Here is a 22,476-nt window from a genome sequence, read left to right as displayed (position 1 = left end):
ATTTTATCTAATGAAATTGTCTTTTTATTGATGAATCGGCAATAAAAAGTGATTTTGGGGTGTTTTTTGAACGATCTCAAGCCAGCAGAGAGGGGCAAGGAAGGGGAATGCACTGCCTGAGGCGGCAGTGCGTCATAAGCTGAACGTTTAGAAGAGATCGATATCGGCCACGGAAGGAAAAATCCAGTCAGGACGGAAAGGCATCGCGTCAATATCGCTCAGGGTTGACACCCCAGACAGGACAAGAATGGTTTCCAGTCCGGCCTGAAAACCGGCCAGAATATCGGTGCGAAGGTTGTCACCCACGATCACCGTGTCCTCTGAGTGCGCCTGCATTTTATTCAGCGCGGCACGCATGATATACGGGCTGGGTTTGCCGACATAAAACGGCCTGCGACCGGAGATCTTTTCAATACCGGCACACAAGGCACCGCAGGCGGGCACGAATCCCCTGGCGTGCGTGTCGGGGTTGGTGGCAATGAAACGCGCCCCGTTTGCCACAAAGAAAGCCGCCTTATGCATCATGTCCCAGTTAAACGACCGGGTTTCGCCCACGATGACAAAGTCCGGGTTAACGTCAGTGATGGTAAAGCCCGCTTTGTAGAGTTCGTGCACCAGCGCACCCTCACCAATGACATAGGCCTTTTTGCCTTCCTGACGACGCAGAAAGTCAGCGGTCGCCATGGCTGAGGTGTAAAACACCGAATCCGGTATGTCGATGCCCGCGGAGGAGAAGCGATTGGCTAAGTCCCGCGCCGTCTGGGAAGGGTAGTTGGTCAGCACCACTAATGGCATATCTTTAGCCAGAATGCGCTGCAAAAACTCTTTTGCACCGGGCACCGCGGTATTGTCGTGCATCAGCACGCCATCAATGTCACAAATTACATTTTTAATCGTCATAAATGTGTTCCGATGCGCGCTGTCAGAAAACAGGCTGCGCTTAGTCTTCCAAAAGATGTTGCAGCAGGATGCCGTTTAACATCGCTCGTTTCGCCAGCGCAAAGGCGCCGATCGCCGAGCGATGATCGAGTTGTGAACGCACCACAGGCAGATTTTTACGAAAGGCCGCCAGTGTCTGCGTATTAATGCAACTTTCAATCGCGGGTAGCAAGACACGTTCTGCTTCGGTGATCTCGCCTGCCAGCACGATTTTTTGCGGGTTAAACAGGTTGATCGCAATCGCAATCGCCTTACCCAGATAACGCCCCACATGCTCGACAACTTCGCAGGCTAACGCATCGCCCTGATTGGCGGCCTGGCAGATATGCTGCATCTGGCACGCCGCCTGAGTCAGGATGCTCGGGTAGCCTTTATTCAGTAGCTCGCTTACACGATGTTCAATGGCGCTGTTTGCCGCAATGGTTTCAAGACAGCCAAAGTTGCCACAGTGGCAGCGTTCCCCCAGGGGATCGACCTGAATATGACCGATTTCACCGACATTGCCATTACTGCCCAAAAAAATCTGCCCGTTGGCGATAATGCCTGCGCCGGTTCCCCGATGCAGGCGCACTAATATCGAGTCGGCACAATCGCGCGTTGCGCCAAAATAGTGCTCAGCCAGCGCCAGGCTGCGAATATCATGGCCCACAAAACTGGTGACGTTAAACCGGTGCTTTAGATTAGCAACCAGCGGCCACTGATTCACATGAATATGCGGCATGTAGCGGATTACGCCATTAAGCGGATCAACGAGGCCGGGCAAAATCACGGAAATCGCGATCAGCTCGCGAATTTTCGCTTCACTCTGCTGGATAAAATGCGCAATGGCATCGAACAAGGCCTGTTCGAGTGCTTCCTGCGTGCGTTGGGGCAGGGGATAATCCTGCTGAGCCAGGGATTTACCGCTTAAATCGAACAGGGTTAGCGTGGCATCATTGCGGCCAAGGCGCACACCGATGGTGTGAAAGTGGCGGGTTTCCGTCACGATAGAAATGGCGCGGCGACCGCCAGTGGACGCCTGCTGGTCCACTTCTTTAATCAAACCGCGCTCAATAAGCTGACGTGTAATTTTGGTGACACTGGCGGGAGCAAGTTGGCTTAAATCCGCAATCTGAATACGTGAAATCGGCCCTTGCTGGTCGATTAACCGGTAGACGGCCGCGCTATTCAGTTGTTTGACAAGATCGACATTTCCAATTTGAGTCTGGCCGCCAGTGGTCATTCAGTGCTTACTCGCTCAGGACGTTATCTCCATTGACTAACGTCTTAATAATTTTAAAGTCGCGTGTAAAAACCGTCAGGTTGGCGAGTTTCCCTGCCTGAATCGTACCTGACTGTTTTTCAACGCCCATTGCCTGTGCGGGATAAAGTGATGCCATGCGCAGGGCTTCATCCAACGCAATGCCCGCATGCTCAACGCAGTTTTGTACGGCTTCAATCATTGTCAGTGCTGAACCGCTTAGCGTGCCCTGCTCATCCACGCACAGCCCGTTACGATAATAGATTGTTTTACCAGCAAAAATAAACTTATCGATAGCAGCGCCCGCCGGTGCTGTCGCGTCGGTGACCAACACCAGTTTGTCACCTTTGATGCGTTTAGCATTGCGGACGTTAGCGTAATGGACATGTAAACCATCTGCAATAATGCCGCAGTATACATCAGGCGCATCAAACAGCGCACCGATGAGGCCGGGCTCACGTCCGGCAAAGGCAGGCATCGCATTATAGAGATGCGTGGCGAACGTAATGCCCGCCGCAAACCCCGCTTTTGCCTCTTCATAAGTGGCACTGGAATGCCCGGCTGAGACCATGATACCCGCTTCGCTCAGTTGGCGAATCACCGCGCTGCCCACCACTTCAGGTGCCAGCGTAACTTTGCTGATCACGTCTGCGTTGTCGCAAAGGAATTGCACCATCTGCGCATCGGGCTCACGGATCAGGGCAGGGTTATGTGTGCCCTTTTTCGCCACACTCAGCCAGGGGCCTTCCAGATGTAAGCCCAGCATAACGTGAGGATACTTCTGCAAAAAGGCGCGCATTGTTTCCACCGCGCGCACCATCAGCGCGTCACTGCTGGTAATCAGCGTAGGCAAAAAGCTGGTGCAGCCCGATTTCACATTGGCGCGATGCATGGTTTCCAGCGTTTCCACGCTGATGGCGTCTATATCGTCATTAAACTGGACGCCGCCACAGCCGTTAAGCTGCAGGTCGATAAAGCCGGGCGCGATAATGGCGCCGCTTACGTCCTGCTGTTCAATGCCTGACGGCAAGGCAGTAACAGGGCAAACCCGTTCAATGCGTCCGTCAGCGATCACCACGGCATGGTGATCCAGAATTTCGTAGCCGCTGTAGATTCGGCCATTGACTAATGCGTACATCTTCTTCTCCCGGCTTACCTGCCGCTCGTGCATCTGACAGCAGGTGACGTAATAACGGTATTAAACGCCCTGCATATTTTCCGCTTCCATTTCACGGAAGTACTTCACCGTTTTAACTTTCAACTCCATGGTCGCGGGCTCGTCGCAGACCACCACGGATTTAGGATGGAGTTGCAGGCAACTGATTGTCCACATGTGGTTCACGTTTCCTTCCACGGCAGCCTGCAACGCCTGTGCTTTAACGTGACCAGTAACCAGAATCATCACTTCTTCAGCGTCCAGCAGCGTGCCCACGCCAACGGTCAGGGCATATTTCGGCACCTGATCAACATCACCGTTAAAAAAGCGTGAATTTGCCACACGTGTGTCGTGAGTCAGCGTTTTGATACGAGTGCGTGAAGATAATGACGACGCGGGTTCGTTAAAGGCGATATGGCCATCATTACCGACGCCGCCCATGAACAGGTGGATTTTGCCCAGAGACCGAATTTTATCTTCATAACGGCGACATTCTGCGTCAATATCGGGCGCATTACCATTCAGCAAATTGATGTTTTCGGGTTGAATATCAACGTGGTCAAAGAAATTACGATGCATAAAGCTGTAGTAGCTTTCCGGATGCTCTTTCGGCAGCCCGACATATTCATCCATGTTGAAGGTAATGACATGTCTGAAGCTAACCTGGCCCGCTTTGTGCATATCGATCAAGTGCTTGTACGCTTCCAGAGGCGTACCGCCCGTAGGCAGTCCCAGAATAAAGGGCTTGTCAGCGCTGGGATTAAACGCATTAATACGGTTCACAATATGGCGCGCTGCCCATTTGCCGACCTGAGTGGGAGTAGATAAAGGAATCAGTCTCATGTTGCACCTCAAATGTGAGTGAAGGATTCGACGCGCAGCAAAGCCATGTTGCCGGTGAGGACAGGCGAATGGGAAGGAAACGCGCGTCTTGATATTTCGCATCATAAAATAAGTGGGCGTTCATAGCCAGTCATGTCGATGTTAAAAATCAATTTTTGGTGATTTTTGTCACAAATGGCTGCTATTAATTTGTAGAGCGAATTAATTTGTTATTACACTCCTCAGCACTGAGTGTAATGCCGTCAGAAGCGGGCTGCTGACATAACAACATTAAGCGGCAGCCATGCAATAAGTCAGTTTCAATGGGGGAAAAGGTCAATGTTAAGTTACTTACAACGTGTGGGGCGGGCCCTGATGGTGCCGGTCGCTACGCTGCCCGCAGCAGCAATTTTAATGGGAATAGGGTACTGGATCGATCCTGACAGCTGGGGTGCAGGCAATGCCTTTGCCGCGTTGTTAATTAAATCCGGTGGCGCGATCATCGAAAATATGTCGGTGCTGTTCGCCATTGGCGTTGCATACGGCATGTCAAAAGATAAAGACGGTGCGGCTGCACTGACCGGCTTTGTGGGTTTCCTGGTCGTCACTACGCTGTGTTCACCGGCTGCTGTAGCCATGATCCAGAAAATCCCGGTGGCGGACGTGCCGGCGGCGTTTGGAAAAATCAGCAACCAGTTTGTCGGTATTCTGGTAGGCGTGCTGTCCGCAGAAGTCTATAACCGTTTTAGCCATGTAGAACTGCCCAAAGCGTTCTCATTCTTTAGCGGGCGTCGGCTGGTGCCTATTCTGGTGTCCTTCCTGATGATTCTGGTGGCATTTATCCTGATGTACATTTGGCCTGTCATCTTTAATGGTCTGGTGAGCTTCGGTGAGCATATACAAAAACTGGGATCGGTTGGTGCGGGTGTTTACGCCTTCTTTAACCGTTTGCTTATTCCGGTTGGCTTACATCATGCGCTGAACTCCGTTTTCTGGTTCGACGTAGCAGGCATTAACGATATCCCTAAATTCCTCGGCGGTGCGCAGTCACTGGCAAATGGCACTGCTATCCCGGGCATCACTGGCCGCTATCAGGCGGGTTTCTTCCCAATTATGATGTTCGGTTTGCCGGGCGCGGCGCTGGCAATTTACCATTGCGCTCGCCCTGAAAACCGGGCAAAAGTGGGCGGTATCATGCTGGCGGCCGCTTTCGCAGCATTCTTTACCGGTATCACCGAACCGCTGGAATTCTCCTTTATGTTCGTGGCACCGGTACTGTATGTCATCCATGCTGTACTGACCGGCATCTCGGTCTTTATCGCTGCCAGCATGCACTGGATTGCCGGTTTTGGCTTCAGTGCGGGATTAGTGGATATGGTGCTCTCTACCCGTAATCCCCTGGCGACGCAATGGTACATGCTGATTCCGCAGGGCCTGGTGTTCTTCGTGATTTATTATCTGGTCTTCCGCTTTACCATCAAAAAATTCAACCTGATGACCCCAGGTCGTGAACTGGCGGTAGCGGGGGATGAAGCGGACGGTTATGACGTGAACGTTGATACCACTGATAATGGTGAAAGCGCCACGGAATCACTGGCACGCCGCTACATCGGCGCGGTGGGCGGTTCAGACAACCTTACCGCCATTGATGCCTGTATTACCCGTTTACGTCTGAACGTGAAAGATGCGGGCCAGGTTAACGAAGGTGTGGCAAAACGGCTGGGTGCGTCGGGTGTGATTCGCCTCAACAAGCAAAGTGTCCAGATTATCGTGGGTACCCAGGCGGAAAGTATCGCCACGGCTATGAAAAAAGTGCTGGTGAAAGGCCCGGTTGCTGGCGCAGCCAGCAGTGGCAGTGCGCCAGCCCCCGCTAACGAGGCCAAACCCCAGGCCGTCCTGAACAGTGAAAAACGCGTTATCGCAACGCTGGTGGCCCCGGTGAGCGGTGAGGTTATCGCACTGGATGCGGTGCCGGATGAGGCTTTCGCCAGTAAAGCCGTGGGTGATGGCGTGGCGATTAAGCCGAGCGACAAGCGCGTCGTTGCGCCTGTTGCCGGTACGGTGGTGAAAATTTTCAACACGAACCATGCTTTCTGTCTGGAAAGTGAAAACGGGGTAGAGATCGTCGTGCACATGGGGCTGGATACCGTGGCGCTGGACGGTCAGGGCTTTACCCGTTTAGTGGAAGAGGGTGCACAGGTCACAGCAGGCCAGCCGGTGCTGGAGATGGATCTGGACTATCTTAACGCCCATGCCCGCTCAATGATCAGTCCGGTGGTGGTGAGCAATATTGAAGACTTCGCCGGTTTAACGCTGCTGACGCAGGGCCAGGTCATCGCCGGTGAAACCCCGCTGTATGAAGTAAAAGGCTAATTCCCTGTATCCTCAACAAAAGGCAGGAAGCGATTCCTGCCTTTTTTATTTTAATCGCCCAACAAACGGTTGTTTCTCTGCAACGCTTTGTGGATCATACCCGGATATTACGTGGTATAAACCACCCATTCTATGCGTTGAGGATTTTGAGATGAGTGAGGCTGAAGCCCGCCCAACGAACTTTATTCGTCAGATTATTGACGAGGATTTGGCGAGCGGTAAGCACAGCAGTGTGCATACCCGTTTTCCGCCAGAGCCAAATGGTTATCTGCATATCGGCCATGCTAAATCAATCTGCCTGAATTTCGGTATTGCACAAGATTATCAGGGCGAGTGCAATCTGCGTTTTGACGATACCAATCCGGTCAAAGAAGATATGGAGTTCGTCGAATCCATTAAGCGTGACGTGCAGTGGCTGGGTTTTACCTGGAGCGGCGAGGTTCGTTATTCATCTGACTATTTCGACCAGCTTTATCACTATGCCGTTGAACTGATCAACAAAGGCCTGGCCTACGTTGATGAACTGACGCCAGACGAAATTCGTGAATACCGCGGTACCTTAACGGCACCGGGTAAAAACAGCCCTTACCGTGACCGCAGTGTGGAAGAGAACCTCGCGCTGTTTGAAAAAATGCGCAATGGCGAGTTCGCAGAGGGCAAAGCCTGTCTGCGCGCGAAAATCGACATGGCTTCCAGCTTTATCGTCATGCGCGATCCGGTGCTGTACCGCATCAAGTTTGCCGAGCATCATCAAACCGGCAATAAGTGGTGCATCTACCCGATGTACGATTTCACCCACTGCATTTCGGATGCGCTGGAAGGCATTACGCACTCCCTTTGCACGCTGGAATTCCAGGACAACCGCCGCCTGTATGACTGGGTGCTGGATAACATTACTATTCCTGTTCATCCGCGTCAGTATGAGTTTTCGCGCCTGAATCTGGAGTATGCGGTGATGTCAAAACGCAAACTGACGCAGCTGGTCAGCGAGAAGCATGTTGAAGGCTGGGACGATCCGCGCATGTTAACCGTGTCGGGTTTGCGTCGTCGTGGTTACACCGCGGCCTCCATTCGTGAGTTCTGCCGCCGCATTGGTATCACGAAGCAGGACAACATCGTTGAAATGGCTTCGCTGGAATCCTGTATCCGCGACGATCTCAACGAAAATGCGCCGCGGGCGATGGCGGTGCTGGATCCGGTGAAAATTGTGCTGGAAAACCTGCCTGCCGGGCACAATGAAGTGCTCAGCATGCCAAATCATCCTAACAAACCGGAAATGGGCACACGCGATGTTCCCTTTAGCCGCGAGATCTGGATCGATCGTGCCGACTTCCGCGAAGAGGCGAATAAGCACTATAAGCGCCTGGTGCTGGGTAAAGAAGTGCGTCTGCGTAATGCCTATGTCATCCGTGCGGAACGGACCGCGAAAGATGAAGAAGGCAATATCACCTGCATCTACTGCACCTGTGACGTCGATACGCTGAGCAAAGATCCTGCTGATGGCCGTAAAGTCAAAGGGGTTATCCACTGGGTCTCAGCTGAACATGCACTACCGGCAGAATTCCGTCTGTATGACCGTCTGTTCAGCGTTCCGAATCCGGGTGCGGCGGATGATTTTCTGACGACAATCAATCCGGATTCGCTGGCGATTAAACACGGCTTCGTTGAACCCGGTCTGCGTGACGCAGAAGCCAGTGCGCCTTATCAGTTCGAACGTGAAGGCTATTTCTGCGCTGACAGTGTGTATTCAACACCGTCGCAGTTAGTGTTTAACCGTACTGTTGGTCTGCGCGATACCTGGGCGAAAAACGGCGAATAATTTACGCCGCATGGTCATCAGATGATCGGTAAAGGGCGAGCAATCGCCCTTTTTTATTGGGTGGATTTTTTTTAGCGCCGACATTTGTCCTGAACCCGTTTAATTCGATTAATTTTACTTCTGTGGAATCGCTCTCAGTTTAATTTTTTTAATAACTTTCCCGGTGTGAATTATTTTTTTTCAGGTACGCTAACCCTCTGTAGTCTTTGTTTGCGGGTTAAAAAGGAAAAAAATGACAGTTTTCGCACAGGAAGCCAAACACAGCGTTGTCGTCTTACATCAACTCATTGAACATATTTTTAACCACAGCCGTGACAGTGGTGACAGCTTTCATCTGCTGCTTTCTCATTTTCATCCTGACTTCCAGATGGTCACGCCACAGGGCAAGATGCTGAACCTCAATGAGGTTGAAGAACTCTTTCGCCGCTTACAAGGCGCACGGGAAGGGATGCGCATCGCGACCAGCGAACATGTGATCCTGTCAGAGCACGCTAACGAGGTTACCATTCAGTATCGGGAAGTGCAGATGATGAATGGGGAAAACAAAAGCCGCATTTCCGTTGCGATTCTGGACTGCTCCACCTCGGTGCCCCGCTGGCGCTACCTGCAGGAAACGCTGGTGGCGTGACTGACAGGCACAAAAAAGCCGATGCAGGCATCGGCTTTTTCTTTACCGTCTGACAAACGTTACTTGTCGTGCAGTGTTTCGTCTTCGCGGCAATCGCCCAGGGCACAGTGACCATACAGGTACAGGCTGTGGTTGGTGAGCTTAATACCGTGACGGGTCGCGATATCACGCTGACGCGTTTCAATAGACTCATCACTAAATTCAATGACTTTACCGCAATCCAGACAGATCAGGTGATCGTGATGGTGCTGCTGCGTCAGCTCAAACACCGATTTACCGCCTTCAAAGTTGTGGCGGGTCACAATGCCGGCATCGTCGAACTGGTTCAGTACACGGTAAACCGTGGCCAGTCCAATCTCTTCGCCCATATCAATCAGGCGTTTATACAGATCTTCCGCGCTGACGTGATGGCATGCAGGTTCCTGAAGCACTTCCAGAATTTTGAGTCTGGGCAGGGTGACTTTCAGGCCAGCCTTCTTTAATGCGGTGTTGTTGTCAGTCATGCGGATATTGTCCTGTTACTTTGGTCACTCTTGTGGCATGTAGCCTGTATGTCGATCGACCGCCATTCTCATTTGCGTCTCATTATAGAACTGATGCGCTGAAATGAAAACCGATGCTGCCTGCGATGAAACCGTGGCGATGTTCGCGGTACAAAGCATGGAGGGCGGGCTGGCTACCATTTCGCGTTGTGTCATCTCAATTCCAGGGAAATAAGCAGATGATCGATGCGGGTATTCTACAGACTAAATGCGGAAAGTTACAAAAATGTAGCTATTATTTTTATAGGAAAAGCCATTGATGCAGTGTGGACCAGCGCCCACACTGCGCTCACGGCTATCAGGCTTCGATAATTTCTTTGAGTTGCAGTTCATCGAAGATCTGCTTAACCCACTTGTCGACGCGTTCGTTCGTCAGTTCTGGCTGGCGATCTTCATCAATCGCCAGGCCCAGGAAGTGGCTATCGTCTGCCAGACCTTTTGAGGCCTCGAAATGGTAGCCCTCGGTTGGCCAGTGGCCCACGATAATGGCACCGTTAGGTTCGATAATGTCACGAATGGTGCCCATCGCGTCACAGAAGTACTCGGCGTAGTCTTCCTGATCGCCACAACCGAACAGCGCCACCAGCTTACCGTTGAAGTCGATCTCTTCCAGCGTCGGGAAAAAGTCATCCCAGTCGCACTGTGCTTCACCATAGTACCAGGTCGGAATACCCAGCAGCAGGATGTCAAAGGCTTCCAGATCTTCTTTAGTGCTTTTCGCGATGTCGTGAACCTCTGCAACGTCTTTGCCCAGTTGTTTCTGGATCATTTTTGCAATGTTTTCGGTGTTACCGGTATCGCTGCCAAAGAAGATGCCTACGATTGCCATGGGTAAAATAACCTCTTAAATCCTGATGATAGAATGAATGCCTGAGCATATTCAGCAAATGATAGCAGACCACGAAAAAGGGCGGAACTTGTAAAGCCGCGACATTTGTTTCTGTGTGCGGTTTGCGTGCGTTAGTCCAGTTTGAGTTGCGCCAGCAGCATTTGTTCAATTAATTCACTGCGGCTGAGATTACGCTGTTCAGCCAGCGTATTAAGCGCTTCTACCGCCTGGCTGTTCATTTTGAGTTCGACACGGCGAAGCCCGCGCCCTTTGTCACGTTTCAGTTGATTGCGTTTATTGATACGCAGTTGTTCATCACGCGTAAGCGGACTGGTTTTAGGGCGACCAGGGCGACGCTCGTTAGCGAACAGATCGAGCGTCGTGCGGTCAGTGTTTTCTTTTGCCATGGCTTAGTACAACTGAATGGGCGCAAACGGATCGTGCCGCTGCGCAGATTAAATTACTGGCTTTTACCGTGGATACGCGCCCACGGCAAAAATTTAGCGCGCCATCATACTCCAGGCTAACCATGGACGCCAATCCTAAACTTTTACAGCCAGTTAAGCGGATTTATCGTGCAAAAAAGCGGCGAATGCTGCGTAAGACAGCATCAGGTTTTTCGGCGTGGACCCAGTGACCTGCACCGCCAATCACGTGCGCCTGCGCGGCGGGAAACTGTTGCAGTATCGCGTCACGGTACTGATTGTCCAGATAAGGGGAGTCACCACCGCGAATGAACAACGCCGGGTGCGGCCACGCGGGCACCGTTTCCCAACCCGTGATATACGCATAGTTGTCCCAGAGCGCTGGAACGTTAAAGCGCCATTCACCGCTACTGAACGATTTCAGGATGAACTGAATCACACCTTCTTCGTTAAGATGCTGACGCATAATCCCGGCCGCCTCACTGCGCAGCGTCACGCCCGCGTCGGTGACGGCTCGGATCGCGGCAAAAATTTCGTCGTGGCGGCGCGTCTGATAGTCGACGGGCGCAATGTCAATCATCACCATCTGTTCTATCCGCTCAGGGGCCAGGGCGCTCATCGTCATGGCAATTTTACCGCCCATGGAGTGACCAATGACGGAAAGGCGCTCAATGCCCTGCGCATCAAGCGTGTCCAGCATATCCTGGGCCATAACCTGGTAGGTCATCTCGTCAGCGCGCGGAGATAAGCCATGATTACGCACATCAACCTGGATAAGCGGATGGTCATCTTTCAGACCGCGCGCCAGAACGCCGAGGTTATCAAGACTGCCAAACAAACCGTGAATGAGCAGAACGGGTGTGGAATCAGCAGAAGATTGTTCAGTTTGCAGACGGGCATTCAAAATCATAGCAAAGTTCTTAAGTGTGAGACCTGCGCTTAGGTTATCATGGTTTCACCTTTTCAGGTGCGCTGCTTCCGGTGGCATTAGGACATATTCTGACTTTTGCCCCTAAACCGTTTGAATGCTATCAGCCTGTCTGAATTTAACTTTATAATCTTCATGTTAGAACCTGCACACGGCCTGAAACCCCGGTGTTTACCTCTGGATTTTCAGAAAATCGCGGGTTCTGTCGTGAGTCAAAACCGTACGGAATAAGATGAAAACGATCGAAGTTGACGAAGAGCTCTACCGTTATATTGCCAGCCACACGCAACATATTGGCGAAAGCGCATCCGATATTCTGCGCCGTATGCTGAAGTTTACTGCGGGTCAGACAGCCACCGCGACCGAAACACAGCCTGTTGCCGCCTCGCAGCCGTCTAAAACGGCACAGTCGGCAGGGAATGAGTCACGCCCTCAGGATCGTGTTCGTGCGGTGCGCGAGTTGCTGCTTTCTGATGAATATGCAGAGCAGAAGCGGGCGGTAAATCGCTTTATGCTAATCTTGTCAACGCTCTATCGTCTGGATACGGCCGCGTTTGCTGAGGCGACCACCTCCATGCAGGGCCGTACGCGCATCTATTTTGCAGGCGATGAGCACACGCTGCTGCAAAGCGGCACCCATACCAAGCCGAAGCATGTGCCCGGCACGCCGTACTGGGTCATTACGAATACCAATACCGGTCGTAAACGCAGCATGATCGAACACATTATGCTGTCGATGCAGTTCCCATCGGAACTGGCTGAGAAAGTTTGCGGCACCATTTAAACTGAAGCGTCAGGGAGAAGCGCCAATGGCCAATCACCCCCGTGCCGGGCAGCCTGCCCAGCAGAGCGATTTGATTAACGTTGCACAATTAACTTCACAATATTATGTCCTGCAGCCCGATGTGGCGAATCCAGAACATGCGGTGAAATTTGGCACATCAGGCCATCGCGGTAGCGCAGGACGTCACAGCTTTAACGAAAAGCACATTCTGGCGATTGCGCAGGCGATTGCGGAAGAGCGTAAAAAGAACGGTATTACCGGCCCGTGCTATGTGGGTAAAGATACGCACGCGCTGTCTGAGCCCGCGCTACTGTCCGTGCTGTCCGTGCTGACCGCAAACGGGGTTGATGTGATCGTTCAGCAGGATAACGGTTATACGCCAACGCCTGCGATTTCGAACGCTATCCTTGAACACAACAAATCCGGCGGCCCACTGGCGGATGGCATTGTGATTACGCCGTCGCACAATCCCCCGGAAGATGGCGGCATTAAATACAATCCGCCAAACGGTGGTCCGGCAGATACCAACGTTACCAAAGTGGTGGAAGACCGCGCGAATCAGCTGTTGAAAGACGGCCTTAAAGACGTTAAACGTCTGTCACTGGATCAGGCCTGGGCCAGCGGCCACATCCATGAAAAAGATCTGATTCAGCCTTACGTGGAAGGTCTGTCACAGATCATCGACATTCCTGCGATTCAGAAAGCGGGCCTGAAGATTGGTGTCGATCCGCTTGGCGGTTCCGGGATCGCTTACTGGCAGCGTATCGCTGAGCACTACAAGCTGGATCTGACGCTGGTGAATGACGCTGTCGACCAGACTTTCCGCTTTATGCACCTGGATAAAGATGGTGTGGTGCGCATGGACTGTTCGTCCGAATGCGCCATGGCGGGGCTGCTGGCCTACAAAGACAAATTCGATCTGGCCTTCGGAAACGATCCAGATTATGACCGTCACGGCATTGTTACCCCTGCCGGGCTCATGAATCCAAACCATTATCTGGCCGTTGCGATCAACTATTTGTTCCAGCACCGTCCGCAGTGGGGTCAGGATGTTGCCGTGGGTAAAACCCTCGTGTCCAGTGCGATGATTGACCGGGTCGTGGACGATATTGGCCGCAAGCTGGTAGAAGTTCCGGTGGGCTTTAAATGGTTCGTGGATGGCCTGTTTGATGGCAGCTTTGGTTTTGGCGGCGAAGAAAGTGCGGGCGCGTCATTCCTGCGCTTCGACGGCACACCCTGGTCAACCGACAAAGACGGGATCATCCTGTGTCTGCTGGCGGCAGAAATTACGGCCGTAACGGGTAAGAACCCGCAGCAACACTATGATGAACTGGCTGCACGCTTCGGTGCGCCAAGCTACAACCGTCTGCAGGCACCGGCAACATCAGCGCAGAAAGCCGCATTGTCGAAGCTGTCACCTGAAATGGTCAGTGCAGATACGCTGGCGGGCGATCCGATTACCGCGCGCTTAACGGCCGCTCCCGGTAACGGCGCGTCTATCGGTGGACTGAAAGTCATGACGGAAAACGGCTGGTTCGCTGCGCGTCCATCGGGCACCGAAGACGCGTATAAGATCTACTGTGAAAGCTTCCTGGGCGCAGAGCACCGTGCGCAGATCGAGAAAGAAGCCGTCGAGATTGTCAGTGAAGTGCTGAAAAACGCCTGATAAATCTGTTAAATAAAAAAAGCGCCGCTGGCGCTTTTTTTATGGCATGAACCGGTAGCCGATACCGGTTTCCGTCAGCAGGTGAACGGGTTGTGTCGGATTGGCTTCAAGCTTTTGACGCAGATGGCCCATATAAATGCGCAGATAATGGCTGTGTTCGACAGCATTGGGTCCCCAGACCTGATTCAGCAGCTGACGCTGCGTCAGAACTTTCCCCGCGTTATTCAGTAATGTGGTCAGCAAACGAAACTCGATGGGCGTAAGGTGAACTTCTTCGCCCGCGCGCAGCACACGCCGTGCGGCAATATCGACGACCACGTCGGCGAAGCTGACCTTCGGATCGGGGTGCTTCCCGGCATGACGCCGCAGGGCGACCCGAACACGCGCCAGCAGTTCACCAATCCCAAAAGGTTTAGTCAGGTAATCATCGGCACCAGCATCCAGTGCGTCAATTTTGTCCTGCTCGTCAGTACGGGCAGAGAGAACAATAACCGGCAGCGTGCTCCACTGGCGGAGTTCACCAATAAACGTCTTGCCGTCGCCATCAGGTAAACCCAGATCAAGGATGACTAAATCGGGCTTTCGCGTGGCGGCTTCGATCAGCCCACGTTGCAGCGTCTCAGCATCGAAAACCTTCAGGCCTTCACTTTCCAGCGCGAGGCGCACGAAGCGGCGAATTTCTTTCTCATCTTCAATGATTAAAACCGTGGTCACACCAATCCTGCCATTGCCTGAAAAGGGGAAACACACTGTATCAACTTTTCTGGCGTTCGTCCGTGTTGCCATGAAATCCGTTGAAGGATCACCTCTGTAACTCATAATTAACCTGGGTATAACGGCCAGGTAAACTTACCCGTGCAGAACAAAAAAGACGCAAATTTAGTGGTCAGATGAGTAGTAAAATCATCCAACCCGGCGTAATATTAGACACAGATCACATTTATGACGTTTTTTTACTCAGGAGGCTGCTATGTACCGCACCTATCCACTTCACAAAATTATTTTGCGCCGAACGCTGGTCATCCTCTCAGGTCTGCTCGCTCTGCCGGTTATGCTGTTTCGTCAGGATCGGGCGCGCTTCTACAGCTACCTGCATCGGATGTGGTGCAAAACCAGCGCCAAACCGGTCTGGCTGGCGCAGTCTGAAGCAGCGGCGGGTATTTTCTGGTAAGTCCCTGCTGTGCGGTTGATTTTACGCCGCGCAGGCAGGGGGACACATCCCTACAGCGGGGATTGCCAGCGTTTTCTCAGACGTGCTTATCTGTTTTTCACCTACAGTGTGCTGTGGCACGGTGTTAAGGGCGACACAGCGCCTCTTTTTTCCCTGTTCGTTCCGTCACGCAGCTTAGTTGCGCCTTAGCTTTGCGCCAGTGAAGCAGGAAACCTTCTCAGTGTCCGGGCAAACCGCCCCGTCCGCCAGTGCCCGTTCACGGGCAACCCTTCCTTATTATCTGACCGGCGGCCCCGACGGGCACCGCACTTTACGCGCTTCAGAACCCGCTGCAATATCGCCCACAGGCAGAAGCACTGATGACGGCAGACCGCTAGCGTTTAGGCACCGGCGGGGCAAACTGCAGCGCGCCTGCGATACGGTTCCAGGCATTGATCGCGGCAACAGCCGAGGTAAGAAACGCGATCTCCTGTTTATCGAAGACGCGGCTGACCTCAGCATACACCGCATCAGAAACCGGCTGCTGCGCCATTAAGGTCAGGGCCTCTGTCCAGGCCAGCGCCGCACATTCCCGCTCCGAATAGATACCGGCTTCGCGCCATACGGCGACCAGATCCATTTTTACCGGACTCAAATCGGTCTTACGCGCCAGATTGAGATGGTACTGGAGGCAAAAAGCGCACGCATTCAGCTGTGAAGCGCGCAGTTTGATCAGCTCAGTGAGCGATTTTTCCAGCCCGGAATCGTCAACGGCTTTGCCCAGCATCGCTAAGGCTGCCACCACATCGGGTGCGGTATGTTCGAACGAAGACCAGTCGCTGCGACGGTGATTAAGCGATGTCACGATATACCTCATCTGCTAATATAAGAGTTCGAATAACAATATACGAACTCTTATATTATGCGCAAGTCAGATCTGCAGAGCACCACCATCCCCGAACCCGGTGAAGGGAAACGCGGTGAGTCAGGCCATATTGGTTATCTGCTGCGGCAGGCCCATGCGGCTCATAAAATCAGAATGGAAAATGCGCTGAAGGATAAAGGCGTCACGTTGCCGCAATTTTCGGTGCTGACCATGCTTGCGGCCTATCCCGGCGCATCGGGTGCCGACCTTGCGCGTCTGTCGCTGCTGACGCCACAGACGATGAGCGTCATTGTGGCGAATCTGGAGCGGGCCGGAATGATTCGTCGTCGTCCGCACGCGGTGCACGGCAGAATTCAGGTGATTGAGATTGCTGACGCCGGGCGTGACGTTCTCGCGCAGTGCAAAGTAGCGGTTCAGACGGTTGAGGCCAGCCTGCTTTCGGGTGTCACGCCTGAGGATGAAAAGGTGATTCGGCGCTGGCTGGTCAGCGTGGCAGTGGGAGAATAAACCGTTAAAAAAGATCACGGGCTGGTCATCTGAAAGGCTTCGCGGCGTTCACTTTTGCTACGCAGAATCTGTACCATCCCGGTCGTTTTACGCTACACTTAAACCTCTACAAGTTTTCGGAGGTTGTACAAGTATGAGCGAAAAAATTCCCGTTGGGATCAGCGCTTGCCTGCTTGGTGAGAGCGTCAGATTTGATGGCGGCCACAAGCGGCTTGCGTTCGCCACTGAGCAACTGACGCCTTTTGTTCGTTTCGAACCCGTTTGCCCTGAAATGGCGATTGGGCTGCCCACGCCGCGCCCGGCGCTGCGCTTAGTTAAGCAGAGCGACGACGATGAACTGCATCTTTGCTTCAGCAAAGAGGGCGGCGATGACATCACCGATAAGATGCGCGACTGGTCCGAAAAACGCGTGAAATCGCTGCATCACCTGTGCGGCTACATACTGTGTGCAAAATCACCCAGTTGTGGGATGGAGCGCGTGCGTATCTACGAGCCCGCCACCAATAATAACCGTAAAGCGGGAACCGGTATATTTACCCGTTTTCTGCAACGTGAAATGCCCTGGTTACCGCTCGAAGAAGACGGGCGTATGAACGATCCGACATTACGTGAAAACTTTATCGGCCGGATTTGCGCGCTGCACGAGTTTCATGAAATGTGGAAAAAGGGGCTGACCCGTCATGGCCTGATTGCCTTCCACAGCCAGTATAAATTGTTACTGCTGGCGCATTCGCAAAAAAAATACCGTGAACTGGGCCCCTTTGTTGCCTCGATGAACCAGTGGGAGTCACTGGAGGCGTTTGCCTTCGAGTACCGCAACCGCCTTATGGATCTGATGTCACAACCGGCCTCGCGCACTAACCACACCAATGTGTTGATGCATGTTCAGGGTTATTTCCGCAGTCAACTGAGTTCGCCGCAACGCAGAGAACTGACGTCACTGATTGATTGTTACCGTCAGGGCACGCAACCGTTACTGGCACCGATTACGATTCTTAAGCATTACATGGCTGAATATCCTCATCCGTGGCTGACGCAGCAGCGCTACTTCGATCCTTACCCGGAAGCGCTGCGCCTGCGCTACGGACAATGAGTCGGGAGCATGATGACGACCCATCTTGTCTGGTTCCGTAATGACCTGCGCATCAATGATAACCTTGCGCTGCATGCCGCCTGCAGCAAGTCAGATGCCCGTGTCATAGCACTGTTTATTGCCACGCCGGGACAGTGGCAGCAACACGATATGGCCCCCCGGCAGGCCGCGTTTATTCACCAGAATCTCTGCAGCCTGCAGGCATCACTGGCCGAAAAAGGCATCCCGCTGCATGTTCATCAGTGTGATGATTTCGCTGCCAGCGTGGATTTTCTCGTCACGTTTTGTGAACAGCAAAACGTTGATCAACTGTTTTATAACTACCAGTACGAATTTAACGAACGTCAGCGCGATGCGCAGGCGGAAAAGCGGTTAGATGAAGCGGACGTGATCTGTCAGGGGTTTGATGACAGCGTACTTTTGTCGCCCGGCAGTATCCAGACCGGCGATGGTGAGATGTACAAAGTGTTTACCCCGTTCAGCAAAGCCTTTATTCGTCGCCTGCAGCAGGGGTTGCCTGAGTGTGTCCCGGCGCCTAAAGCCCGGGATGGCGCCCCCCTGAACACACCAAAAGCGATTTCGCCATTTGATTACGACCATGCTGAGGTTGATGATGCGCTGTTTCCGGCCGGTGAACAGGCGGCGATTAAGCGGCTACGTGCGTTTGCGCAGCATGCCGTGCTGGATTATCCAAAGCAGCGTGACCTGCCTGCGCGCGACAGCACCAGCCGGTTATCGGCTTACCTGACCATCGGCGTGCTTTCACCGCGCCAGTGTCTGCATCGGGTGTTGCATGAACATCCCGGGGCGCTGGAAGACAGCCCGGCGGCCGTCTGGATCAATGAACTCATCTGGCGTGAGTTCTATCGCCATCTCATCGTTGCGTTTCCCCGACTGTGTAAGCATCAGCCTTTTGTCCACTGGACGCGTCATGTCGCGTGGCAACGAAACGAGGCGCATTTTGACGCCTGGAAAGCCGGGAAAACCGGTTATCCCATCGTCGATGCGGCCATGCGACAGATGTTGCAGACCGGCTGGATGCATAACCGGCTTCGCATGATCACGGCCAGTTTTCTGGTAAAGGATCTGTTAATCGACTGGCGCCAAGGCGAGCGCTATTTCATGCAGCAGCTTATCGATGGCGACCTGGCCGCCAATAACGGCGGCTGGCAGTGGGCGGCGTCCACGGGGACCGATGCCGCACCGTATTTCCGCATTTTTAACCCTACGACGCAAAGTGAGCGTTTCGATGAACAGGGTGATTTTATTCGTCACTACCTGCCCGAACTGAAAGACGTGCCGGACAGTGCGATTCATCAGCCGCACGAATGGGCGCGGAAAAACAACAAGACACTCGATTATCCAACACCGATCGTGGAACATAAGGATGCACGTAAAAAGACACTCGACGCCTTCGAGCGCGCAAAAAATGCGGCCTGAGGTGGCAAGGAGCAGAAATGAATCACTATGCGTTAGAAAAAATCGTTAACGATCAGCTGGCAACCCATACCTTCAGCGATTATGCGCCAAACGGGCTACAGGTCGAAGGCCGACCTGAAGTGAAAACGATCGTTACCGGCGTGACCGCCTGCCAGGCGCTGCTGGATGAAGCGGTGGCGCGCAAAGCCGATGCGGTGCTGGTACATCACGGTTATTTCTGGAAAAGTGAACCGGCGGTGATTAAAGGCATGAAACGCCAGCGTCTGCGCACGCTACTGGCAAACGATATTAACCTCTACGGCTGGCACCTGCCGCTGGATGCGCACCCTCAGCTGGGCAATAACGCGCAGTTGGCTAAGCTGCTGGGTATTAACGTGATGGGCGAGATTATGCCGCTGGTGCCCTGGGGCGAACTGACTCAGCCTGTGAGCGGCCATGCGTTGGCACAGCGTATTACTGAGGTGCTGGGACGGGAGCCGCTTCACTGTGGTGATAATGCGCCGGCAGCGATCCGTCGTGTTGCCTGGTGCAGTGGCGGCGGTCAGGGATTTATTGATAATGCGGCCGCCTTTGGCGTAGATGCCTTTATTACGGGCGAGGTCTCTGAGCAAACCATTCACAGCGCCCGTGAACAAGGCCTGCACTTTTTCGCCGCAGGCCACCATGCCACCGAACGCGCGGGTATTCGGGCGTTGGGTGAATGGCTGGCGGAGCATCATGGCCTGGATGTCACGTTTATTGATATTCCCAATCCCGCCTGATCCCCCTGGGTTCTGCCATCTGCGCAGAACCCAAACCTGTTGACACATTACCGTCACTTTCGCATAACTACCTTCCTGGGTTGTAAAACACATTTGGCTTTTGCGCGCCAGAATCCTGTCTGAGCGCCGCAAAGCTGTTTACCAGGAGGTACGTGTTGCAAAAAACACGATGTTATATGCTGGGCGAGCGCGCGGTGGTACTGGAGTTGTCTCCGCCCGTTTCGCTGGCCAGTCAGCAGCGAATCTGGCATCTGTGCCAGCGTTTGCAGTCACACGACGCGACCCGGGAAGTGATTCCCGGCATGAACAACCTGACGCTGCTGTTACGGGAGCCGCCCAGAGATACCCGACAGGCGACGGCGCAACTTGAACAGTGGTGGCAGGAAAGTGAGGCGCAGGACACAGAGTCGCGCCTTGTGACCATACCGGTCATCTATGGGGGCGAGGCGGGGCCGGATTTGCGTCAGGTGGCCGACCACGCCGGCATGACGGAAAAGCAGGTCGTCGCGTTACACAGCAGCACGGATTACGCGGTTTTCTTTATTGGTTTTCAGCCCGGCTTTCCTTACCTGGCCGGCCTGGATGCGCGCCTGCATATGCCGCGCCGCGCCGAACCGCGCGTTGCGGTTCCGGCTGGATCGGTGGGCATCGGCGGCAGCCAGACCGGTGTTTATCCGCTGGTCTCACCAGGCGGCTGGCAGTTGATTGGCAGGACGCAGGTCGCGCTTTTCACACCCAGCCAGCAGTCGCCAACCTTACTTCGTCCGGGTGACAATGTCCGGTTTGTGCCGCAAAAGGAAGGGATATGTTAAACATTCTTCGCGCGGGTCTGGCAACCAGCATTCAGGATTTCGGACGCTATCACTGGCGACAGTATGGCATCGGCGTCAGTGGTGTTCTGGATCAACCCGCCATGATCACAGCCAATCTGCTGGCAGGCAATCCGCCGGGCAGCGCCGTGCTGGAGATTGTCCTCGGACAGTTTAAAGCGGAATTCCGTCGGGATGGGTGGTTTGCACTAACGGGAGCGGGTTGTCAGGCCGAACTGGATGGCAAGCCTGTCTGGACAGGCTGGCGTTTACCGGTAAAAAAAGGGCAGGTCCTGGTGTTGAAGAAACCGATTCACGGCATGCGCAGCTACCTGGCTGTGCACGGTGGATTCGCTATTCCGCCAGTGCTGGGCTCATGCAGCACCGACATTAAGGCCGGTTTTGGCGGCTTTGAGGGGCGGACGCTGCAGGACGGCGACGTCATTCCGCTAGGCAAACCGCAACAGCACTTCACGAGCAAAAAAGGCGTGCGCCAGTTGCTCTGGGGTAACCGTATTCGGGCGTTACCCGGACCGGAATACCATGAATTCAGCGAAGCGTCACAACAGGCGTTCTGGCGAGCAGCCTGGAAGCTGAACCCTCAAAGTAATCGCATGGGCTACCGTTTGCAGGGGCTTGCTTTGCAACGCGACGTGCCGCGCGAGTTGTTATCGCATGGTCTGGTGCCCGGCGTCATTCAGGTGCCTGGAAACGGTCAGCCTATCGTCCTGCTGGCGGATGCACAGACCACCGGCGGCTATCCACGTATCGCCTGCGTCATTGAATGCGATCTTTATCATCTGGCGCAGATTCGTCTGGGCGAGCCGATTCATTTTATGCCCTGTACGCCCGAAGAGGCGCTGGCGGCAACGCGACAGCAGCAGCACGTATTGGGGCAAATGGCCTGGGGACTGGCAAATGAAAATTGATTTAAACGCCGATCTGGGCGAGGGGAGCAGCAGCGATCGTGCACTGTTGCAACTGGTGAGTTCCGCCAACATCGCCTGCGGCTTTCACGCAGGCGACGCGCAGATGATGTTGCAGGCCATTCGCTGGGCCAGCGAATTTGGCGTGGCGATTGGCGCGCATCCCAGCTTTCCCGATCGTGAAAACTTTGGCCGCAGTGCGATGCAACTGCCGCCGGAAACCGTCTATGCGCAAATCATCTATCAGGTTGGTGCGCTCAAAAGTCTGGCGGAGAGCGAAGGGCAGTCGCTTGTTCACGTTAAACCTCACGGTATGTTGTATAACCAGGCGGCGGCGGATGCCACGCTGGCCGAGGCGATTGCGCGAGCCGTCAAAGCCGTCGATGCCCGGCTGATCATGGTGGGGCTGGCTAACAGTGAGTTGATTCGCGCGGCGGCCCATCACGGCCTGAAAACCCGGGAGGAGGTGTTTGCCGATCGCGGCTATCTCAGCAGCGGCGCGCTGGTGCCCCGTGGCCAGCCCGGCGCATTGATTGAAGAGGAAGACCAGGCGATTCAGCAAACCCTGATGATGGTGCGACAGGGGCAGGTCATCAGTGTGACCGGTGAGGCGGTTCAGGTGAACGCAGAAACCGTCTGCCTGCATGGTGACGGGGCGCATGCACTGACGTTTGTGCAACGTCTGCGTGCCAGCTTTGCCAGCCATGCTATCACCGTCACCAGTCAATAAAAAAACGGCATAACCAGCCTGAA

At 53.8% G+C, this 22,476-nt stretch carries 24 protein-coding genes; 13 read left to right on the top strand and 11 right to left on the bottom strand.

The genetic code is table 11. The features are described 5' to 3' along the window. Positions 1-147: 147 nt before the first annotated feature. From GC087_RS16515 to nagB, 4 genes are read right to left on the bottom strand one after another with little or no spacing between them, the layout of a single operon-like run. On the bottom strand, positions 148-900 hold the full coding sequence (locus GC087_RS16515; protein WP_033739305.1) for an HAD-IIA family hydrolase: 753 nt from the start codon (positions 898-900) through the stop codon (positions 148-150). Positions 901-940: 40 nt separating this feature from the next. Further along, positions 941-2,161, bottom strand: a complete 1,221-nt coding sequence (gene nagC / locus GC087_RS16510) for a DNA-binding transcriptional regulator NagC (protein WP_033739308.1) — start codon at positions 2,159-2,161, stop codon at positions 941-943. Between the two features lie 7 nt (positions 2,162-2,168). Further along, complete coding sequence (nagA, locus tag GC087_RS16505; RefSeq protein WP_324028726.1) at positions 2,169-3,317, bottom strand: N-acetylglucosamine-6-phosphate deacetylase; 1,149 nt, start codon at positions 3,315-3,317, stop codon at positions 2,169-2,171. A 60-nt stretch (positions 3,318-3,377) separates the two neighbouring features. After that, positions 3,378-4,178 carry a glucosamine-6-phosphate deaminase gene (nagB, locus tag GC087_RS16500; protein WP_039337946.1) on the bottom strand — a complete coding sequence of 267 codons (801 nt, stop codon included), beginning with the start codon at positions 4,176-4,178 and terminating at the stop codon, positions 3,378-3,380. 318 nt (positions 4,179-4,496) lie between these two features. Here nagB and nagE point away from each other — a divergent pair, with 318 nt between their 5' ends. From nagE to GC087_RS16485, 3 genes are all read left to right on the top strand, one after another. After that, positions 4,497-6,530, top strand: coding sequence for an N-acetylglucosamine-specific PTS transporter subunit IIBC (nagE, locus tag GC087_RS16495; protein ID WP_058701104.1), 2,034 nt, complete (start codon positions 4,497-4,499; stop codon positions 6,528-6,530). A gap of 151 nt (positions 6,531-6,681) precedes the next feature. Further along, positions 6,682-8,349: a glutamine--tRNA ligase gene (glnS, locus tag GC087_RS16490; protein WP_324028724.1), complete on the top strand. Its 1,668-nt coding sequence runs from the start codon at positions 6,682-6,684 to the stop codon at positions 8,347-8,349. 232 nt (positions 8,350-8,581) lie between these two features. Beyond that, positions 8,582-8,977, top strand: a complete 396-nt coding sequence (locus GC087_RS16485; RefSeq protein WP_033739315.1) for a hypothetical protein — start codon at positions 8,582-8,584, stop codon at positions 8,975-8,977. A gap of 59 nt (positions 8,978-9,036) precedes the next feature. Here GC087_RS16485 and fur read toward each other — a convergent pair whose 3' ends face one another. From fur to ybfF, 5 genes are all read right to left on the bottom strand, one after another. Next, positions 9,037-9,480 (bottom strand): ferric iron uptake transcriptional regulator, encoded by a 444-nt coding sequence (gene fur, locus GC087_RS16480; RefSeq protein ID WP_033739317.1) that lies wholly within the window; start codon positions 9,478-9,480, stop codon positions 9,037-9,039. A 24-nt stretch (positions 9,481-9,504) separates the two neighbouring features. After that, positions 9,505-9,675, bottom strand: a complete 171-nt coding sequence (locus GC087_RS16475) for a hypothetical protein (protein ID WP_158281339.1) — start codon at positions 9,673-9,675, stop codon at positions 9,505-9,507. 142 nt (positions 9,676-9,817) lie between these two features. Then, on the bottom strand, positions 9,818-10,348 hold the full coding sequence (gene fldA / locus GC087_RS16470) for a flavodoxin FldA (protein ID WP_039337955.1): 531 nt from the start codon (positions 10,346-10,348) through the stop codon (positions 9,818-9,820). Between the two features lie 131 nt (positions 10,349-10,479). Then, entirely contained in the window at positions 10,480-10,755 is a 276-nt protein-coding gene (gene ybfE, locus GC087_RS16465) for a LexA regulated protein (protein ID WP_006118432.1), read from the bottom strand. Between the two features lie 163 nt (positions 10,756-10,918). Next, entirely contained in the window at positions 10,919-11,683 is a 765-nt protein-coding gene (ybfF, locus tag GC087_RS16460) for an esterase (protein WP_054634318.1), read from the bottom strand. 250 nt (positions 11,684-11,933) lie between these two features. On the opposite strand from ybfF, the gene seqA reads away from it, so the two are divergent. Together seqA and pgm are read left to right on the top strand one after the other, a co-directional pair. Beyond that, positions 11,934-12,485 (top strand): replication initiation negative regulator SeqA, encoded by a 552-nt coding sequence (gene seqA, locus GC087_RS16455; RefSeq protein ID WP_006118434.1) that lies wholly within the window; start codon positions 11,934-11,936, stop codon positions 12,483-12,485. A 25-nt stretch (positions 12,486-12,510) separates the two neighbouring features. Further along, a complete protein-coding gene (gene pgm, locus GC087_RS16450) occupies positions 12,511-14,151 on the top strand; it encodes a phosphoglucomutase (alpha-D-glucose-1,6-bisphosphate-dependent) (protein ID WP_033739321.1) in 1,641 nt (546 codons plus the stop codon). A 39-nt stretch (positions 14,152-14,190) separates the two neighbouring features. Here pgm and kdpE read toward each other — a convergent pair whose 3' ends face one another. Then, positions 14,191-14,865 (bottom strand): two-component system response regulator KdpE, encoded by a 675-nt coding sequence (gene kdpE / locus GC087_RS16445; RefSeq protein ID WP_006118436.1) that lies wholly within the window; start codon positions 14,863-14,865, stop codon positions 14,191-14,193. Between the two features lie 256 nt (positions 14,866-15,121). Here kdpE and GC087_RS16440 point away from each other — a divergent pair, with 256 nt between their 5' ends. Further along, complete coding sequence (locus GC087_RS16440; RefSeq protein WP_054634317.1) at positions 15,122-15,322, top strand: YbfA family protein; 201 nt, start codon at positions 15,122-15,124, stop codon at positions 15,320-15,322. Between the two features lie 373 nt (positions 15,323-15,695). On the opposite strand, the gene GC087_RS16435 is transcribed toward GC087_RS16440, so the two are convergent. After that, positions 15,696-16,166, bottom strand: a complete 471-nt coding sequence (locus tag GC087_RS16435; RefSeq protein ID WP_110267778.1) for a carboxymuconolactone decarboxylase family protein — start codon at positions 16,164-16,166, stop codon at positions 15,696-15,698. A gap of 57 nt (positions 16,167-16,223) precedes the next feature. Here GC087_RS16435 and GC087_RS16430 point away from each other — a divergent pair, with 57 nt between their 5' ends. From GC087_RS16430 to pxpA, 7 genes are all read left to right on the top strand, one after another. After that, complete coding sequence (locus GC087_RS16430; RefSeq protein ID WP_282498598.1) at positions 16,224-16,694, top strand: MarR family winged helix-turn-helix transcriptional regulator; 471 nt, start codon at positions 16,224-16,226, stop codon at positions 16,692-16,694. A 133-nt stretch (positions 16,695-16,827) separates the two neighbouring features. Continuing rightward, positions 16,828-17,787 carry a YbgA family protein gene (locus tag GC087_RS16425; RefSeq protein WP_324028720.1) on the top strand — a complete coding sequence of 320 codons (960 nt, stop codon included), beginning with the start codon at positions 16,828-16,830 and terminating at the stop codon, positions 17,785-17,787. Between the two features lie 12 nt (positions 17,788-17,799). Further along, complete coding sequence (gene phrB, locus GC087_RS16420; protein ID WP_039337966.1) at positions 17,800-19,227, top strand: deoxyribodipyrimidine photo-lyase; 1,428 nt, start codon at positions 17,800-17,802, stop codon at positions 19,225-19,227. 17 nt (positions 19,228-19,244) lie between these two features. After that, positions 19,245-19,988 (top strand): type 2 GTP cyclohydrolase I, encoded by a 744-nt coding sequence (locus tag GC087_RS16415; RefSeq protein ID WP_133745081.1) that lies wholly within the window; start codon positions 19,245-19,247, stop codon positions 19,986-19,988. 155 nt (positions 19,989-20,143) lie between these two features. Next, entirely contained in the window at positions 20,144-20,800 is a 657-nt protein-coding gene (gene pxpB / locus GC087_RS16410; protein ID WP_324028718.1) for a 5-oxoprolinase subunit PxpB, read from the top strand. Further along, positions 20,794-21,726, top strand: a complete 933-nt coding sequence (gene pxpC / locus GC087_RS16405) for a 5-oxoprolinase subunit PxpC (protein WP_324028716.1) — start codon at positions 20,794-20,796, stop codon at positions 21,724-21,726. The genes pxpB and pxpC overlap by 7 nt, the downstream gene beginning before the upstream one ends. After that, positions 21,716-22,453, top strand: coding sequence for a 5-oxoprolinase subunit PxpA (pxpA, locus tag GC087_RS16400; protein ID WP_324028714.1), 738 nt, complete (start codon positions 21,716-21,718; stop codon positions 22,451-22,453). The genes pxpC and pxpA overlap by 11 nt, the downstream gene beginning before the upstream one ends. Positions 22,454-22,476 lie beyond the last annotated feature (23 nt).

This window comes from Pantoea sp. JZ2, from assembly GCF_035191405.1.
Lineage (GTDB): Bacteria > Pseudomonadota > Gammaproteobacteria > Enterobacterales > Enterobacteriaceae > Pantoea > Pantoea stewartii.
This window is presented reverse-complemented; position numbering and strand designations above follow the sequence as displayed.

Excerpts from the sequence above, each read along its gene's own strand:
- GC087_RS16515 (WP_033739305.1), bottom strand. The coding sequence starts at position 900 with ATGACGATTAAAAATGTAATTTGTGACATTGATGGCGTGCTGATGCAC.
- nagC (WP_033739308.1), bottom strand. The coding sequence starts at position 2,161 with ATGACCACTGGCGGCCAGACTCAAATTGGAAATGTCGATCTTGTCAAA.
- nagA (WP_324028726.1), bottom strand. The coding sequence starts at position 3,317 with ATGTACGCATTAGTCAATGGCCGAATCTACAGCGGCTACGAAATTCTG.
- nagB (WP_039337946.1), bottom strand. The coding sequence starts at position 4,178 with ATGAGACTGATTCCTTTATCTACTCCCACTCAGGTCGGCAAATGGGCA.
- nagE (WP_058701104.1), top strand. The coding sequence starts at position 4,497 with ATGTTAAGTTACTTACAACGTGTGGGGCGGGCCCTGATGGTGCCGGTC.
- glnS (WP_324028724.1), top strand. The coding sequence starts at position 6,682 with ATGAGTGAGGCTGAAGCCCGCCCAACGAACTTTATTCGTCAGATTATT.
- GC087_RS16485 (WP_033739315.1), top strand. The coding sequence starts at position 8,582 with ATGACAGTTTTCGCACAGGAAGCCAAACACAGCGTTGTCGTCTTACAT.
- fur (WP_033739317.1), bottom strand. The coding sequence starts at position 9,480 with ATGACTGACAACAACACCGCATTAAAGAAGGCTGGCCTGAAAGTCACC.
- GC087_RS16475 (WP_158281339.1), bottom strand. The coding sequence starts at position 9,675 with ATGACACAACGCGAAATGGTAGCCAGCCCGCCCTCCATGCTTTGTACC.
- fldA (WP_039337955.1), bottom strand. The coding sequence starts at position 10,348 with ATGGCAATCGTAGGCATCTTCTTTGGCAGCGATACCGGTAACACCGAA.
- ybfE (WP_006118432.1), bottom strand. The coding sequence starts at position 10,755 with ATGGCAAAAGAAAACACTGACCGCACGACGCTCGATCTGTTCGCTAAC.
- ybfF (WP_054634318.1), bottom strand. The coding sequence starts at position 11,683 with ATGATTTTGAATGCCCGTCTGCAAACTGAACAATCTTCTGCTGATTCC.
- seqA (WP_006118434.1), top strand. The coding sequence starts at position 11,934 with ATGAAAACGATCGAAGTTGACGAAGAGCTCTACCGTTATATTGCCAGC.
- pgm (WP_033739321.1), top strand. The coding sequence starts at position 12,511 with ATGGCCAATCACCCCCGTGCCGGGCAGCCTGCCCAGCAGAGCGATTTG.
- GC087_RS16440 (WP_054634317.1), top strand. The coding sequence starts at position 15,122 with ATGTACCGCACCTATCCACTTCACAAAATTATTTTGCGCCGAACGCTG.
- GC087_RS16430 (WP_282498598.1), top strand. The coding sequence starts at position 16,224 with ATGCGCAAGTCAGATCTGCAGAGCACCACCATCCCCGAACCCGGTGAA.
- GC087_RS16425 (WP_324028720.1), top strand. The coding sequence starts at position 16,828 with ATGAGCGAAAAAATTCCCGTTGGGATCAGCGCTTGCCTGCTTGGTGAG.
- phrB (WP_039337966.1), top strand. The coding sequence starts at position 17,800 with ATGACGACCCATCTTGTCTGGTTCCGTAATGACCTGCGCATCAATGAT.
- GC087_RS16415 (WP_133745081.1), top strand. The coding sequence starts at position 19,245 with ATGAATCACTATGCGTTAGAAAAAATCGTTAACGATCAGCTGGCAACC.
- pxpC (WP_324028716.1), top strand. The coding sequence starts at position 20,794 with ATGTTAAACATTCTTCGCGCGGGTCTGGCAACCAGCATTCAGGATTTC.
- pxpA (WP_324028714.1), top strand. The coding sequence starts at position 21,716 with ATGAAAATTGATTTAAACGCCGATCTGGGCGAGGGGAGCAGCAGCGAT.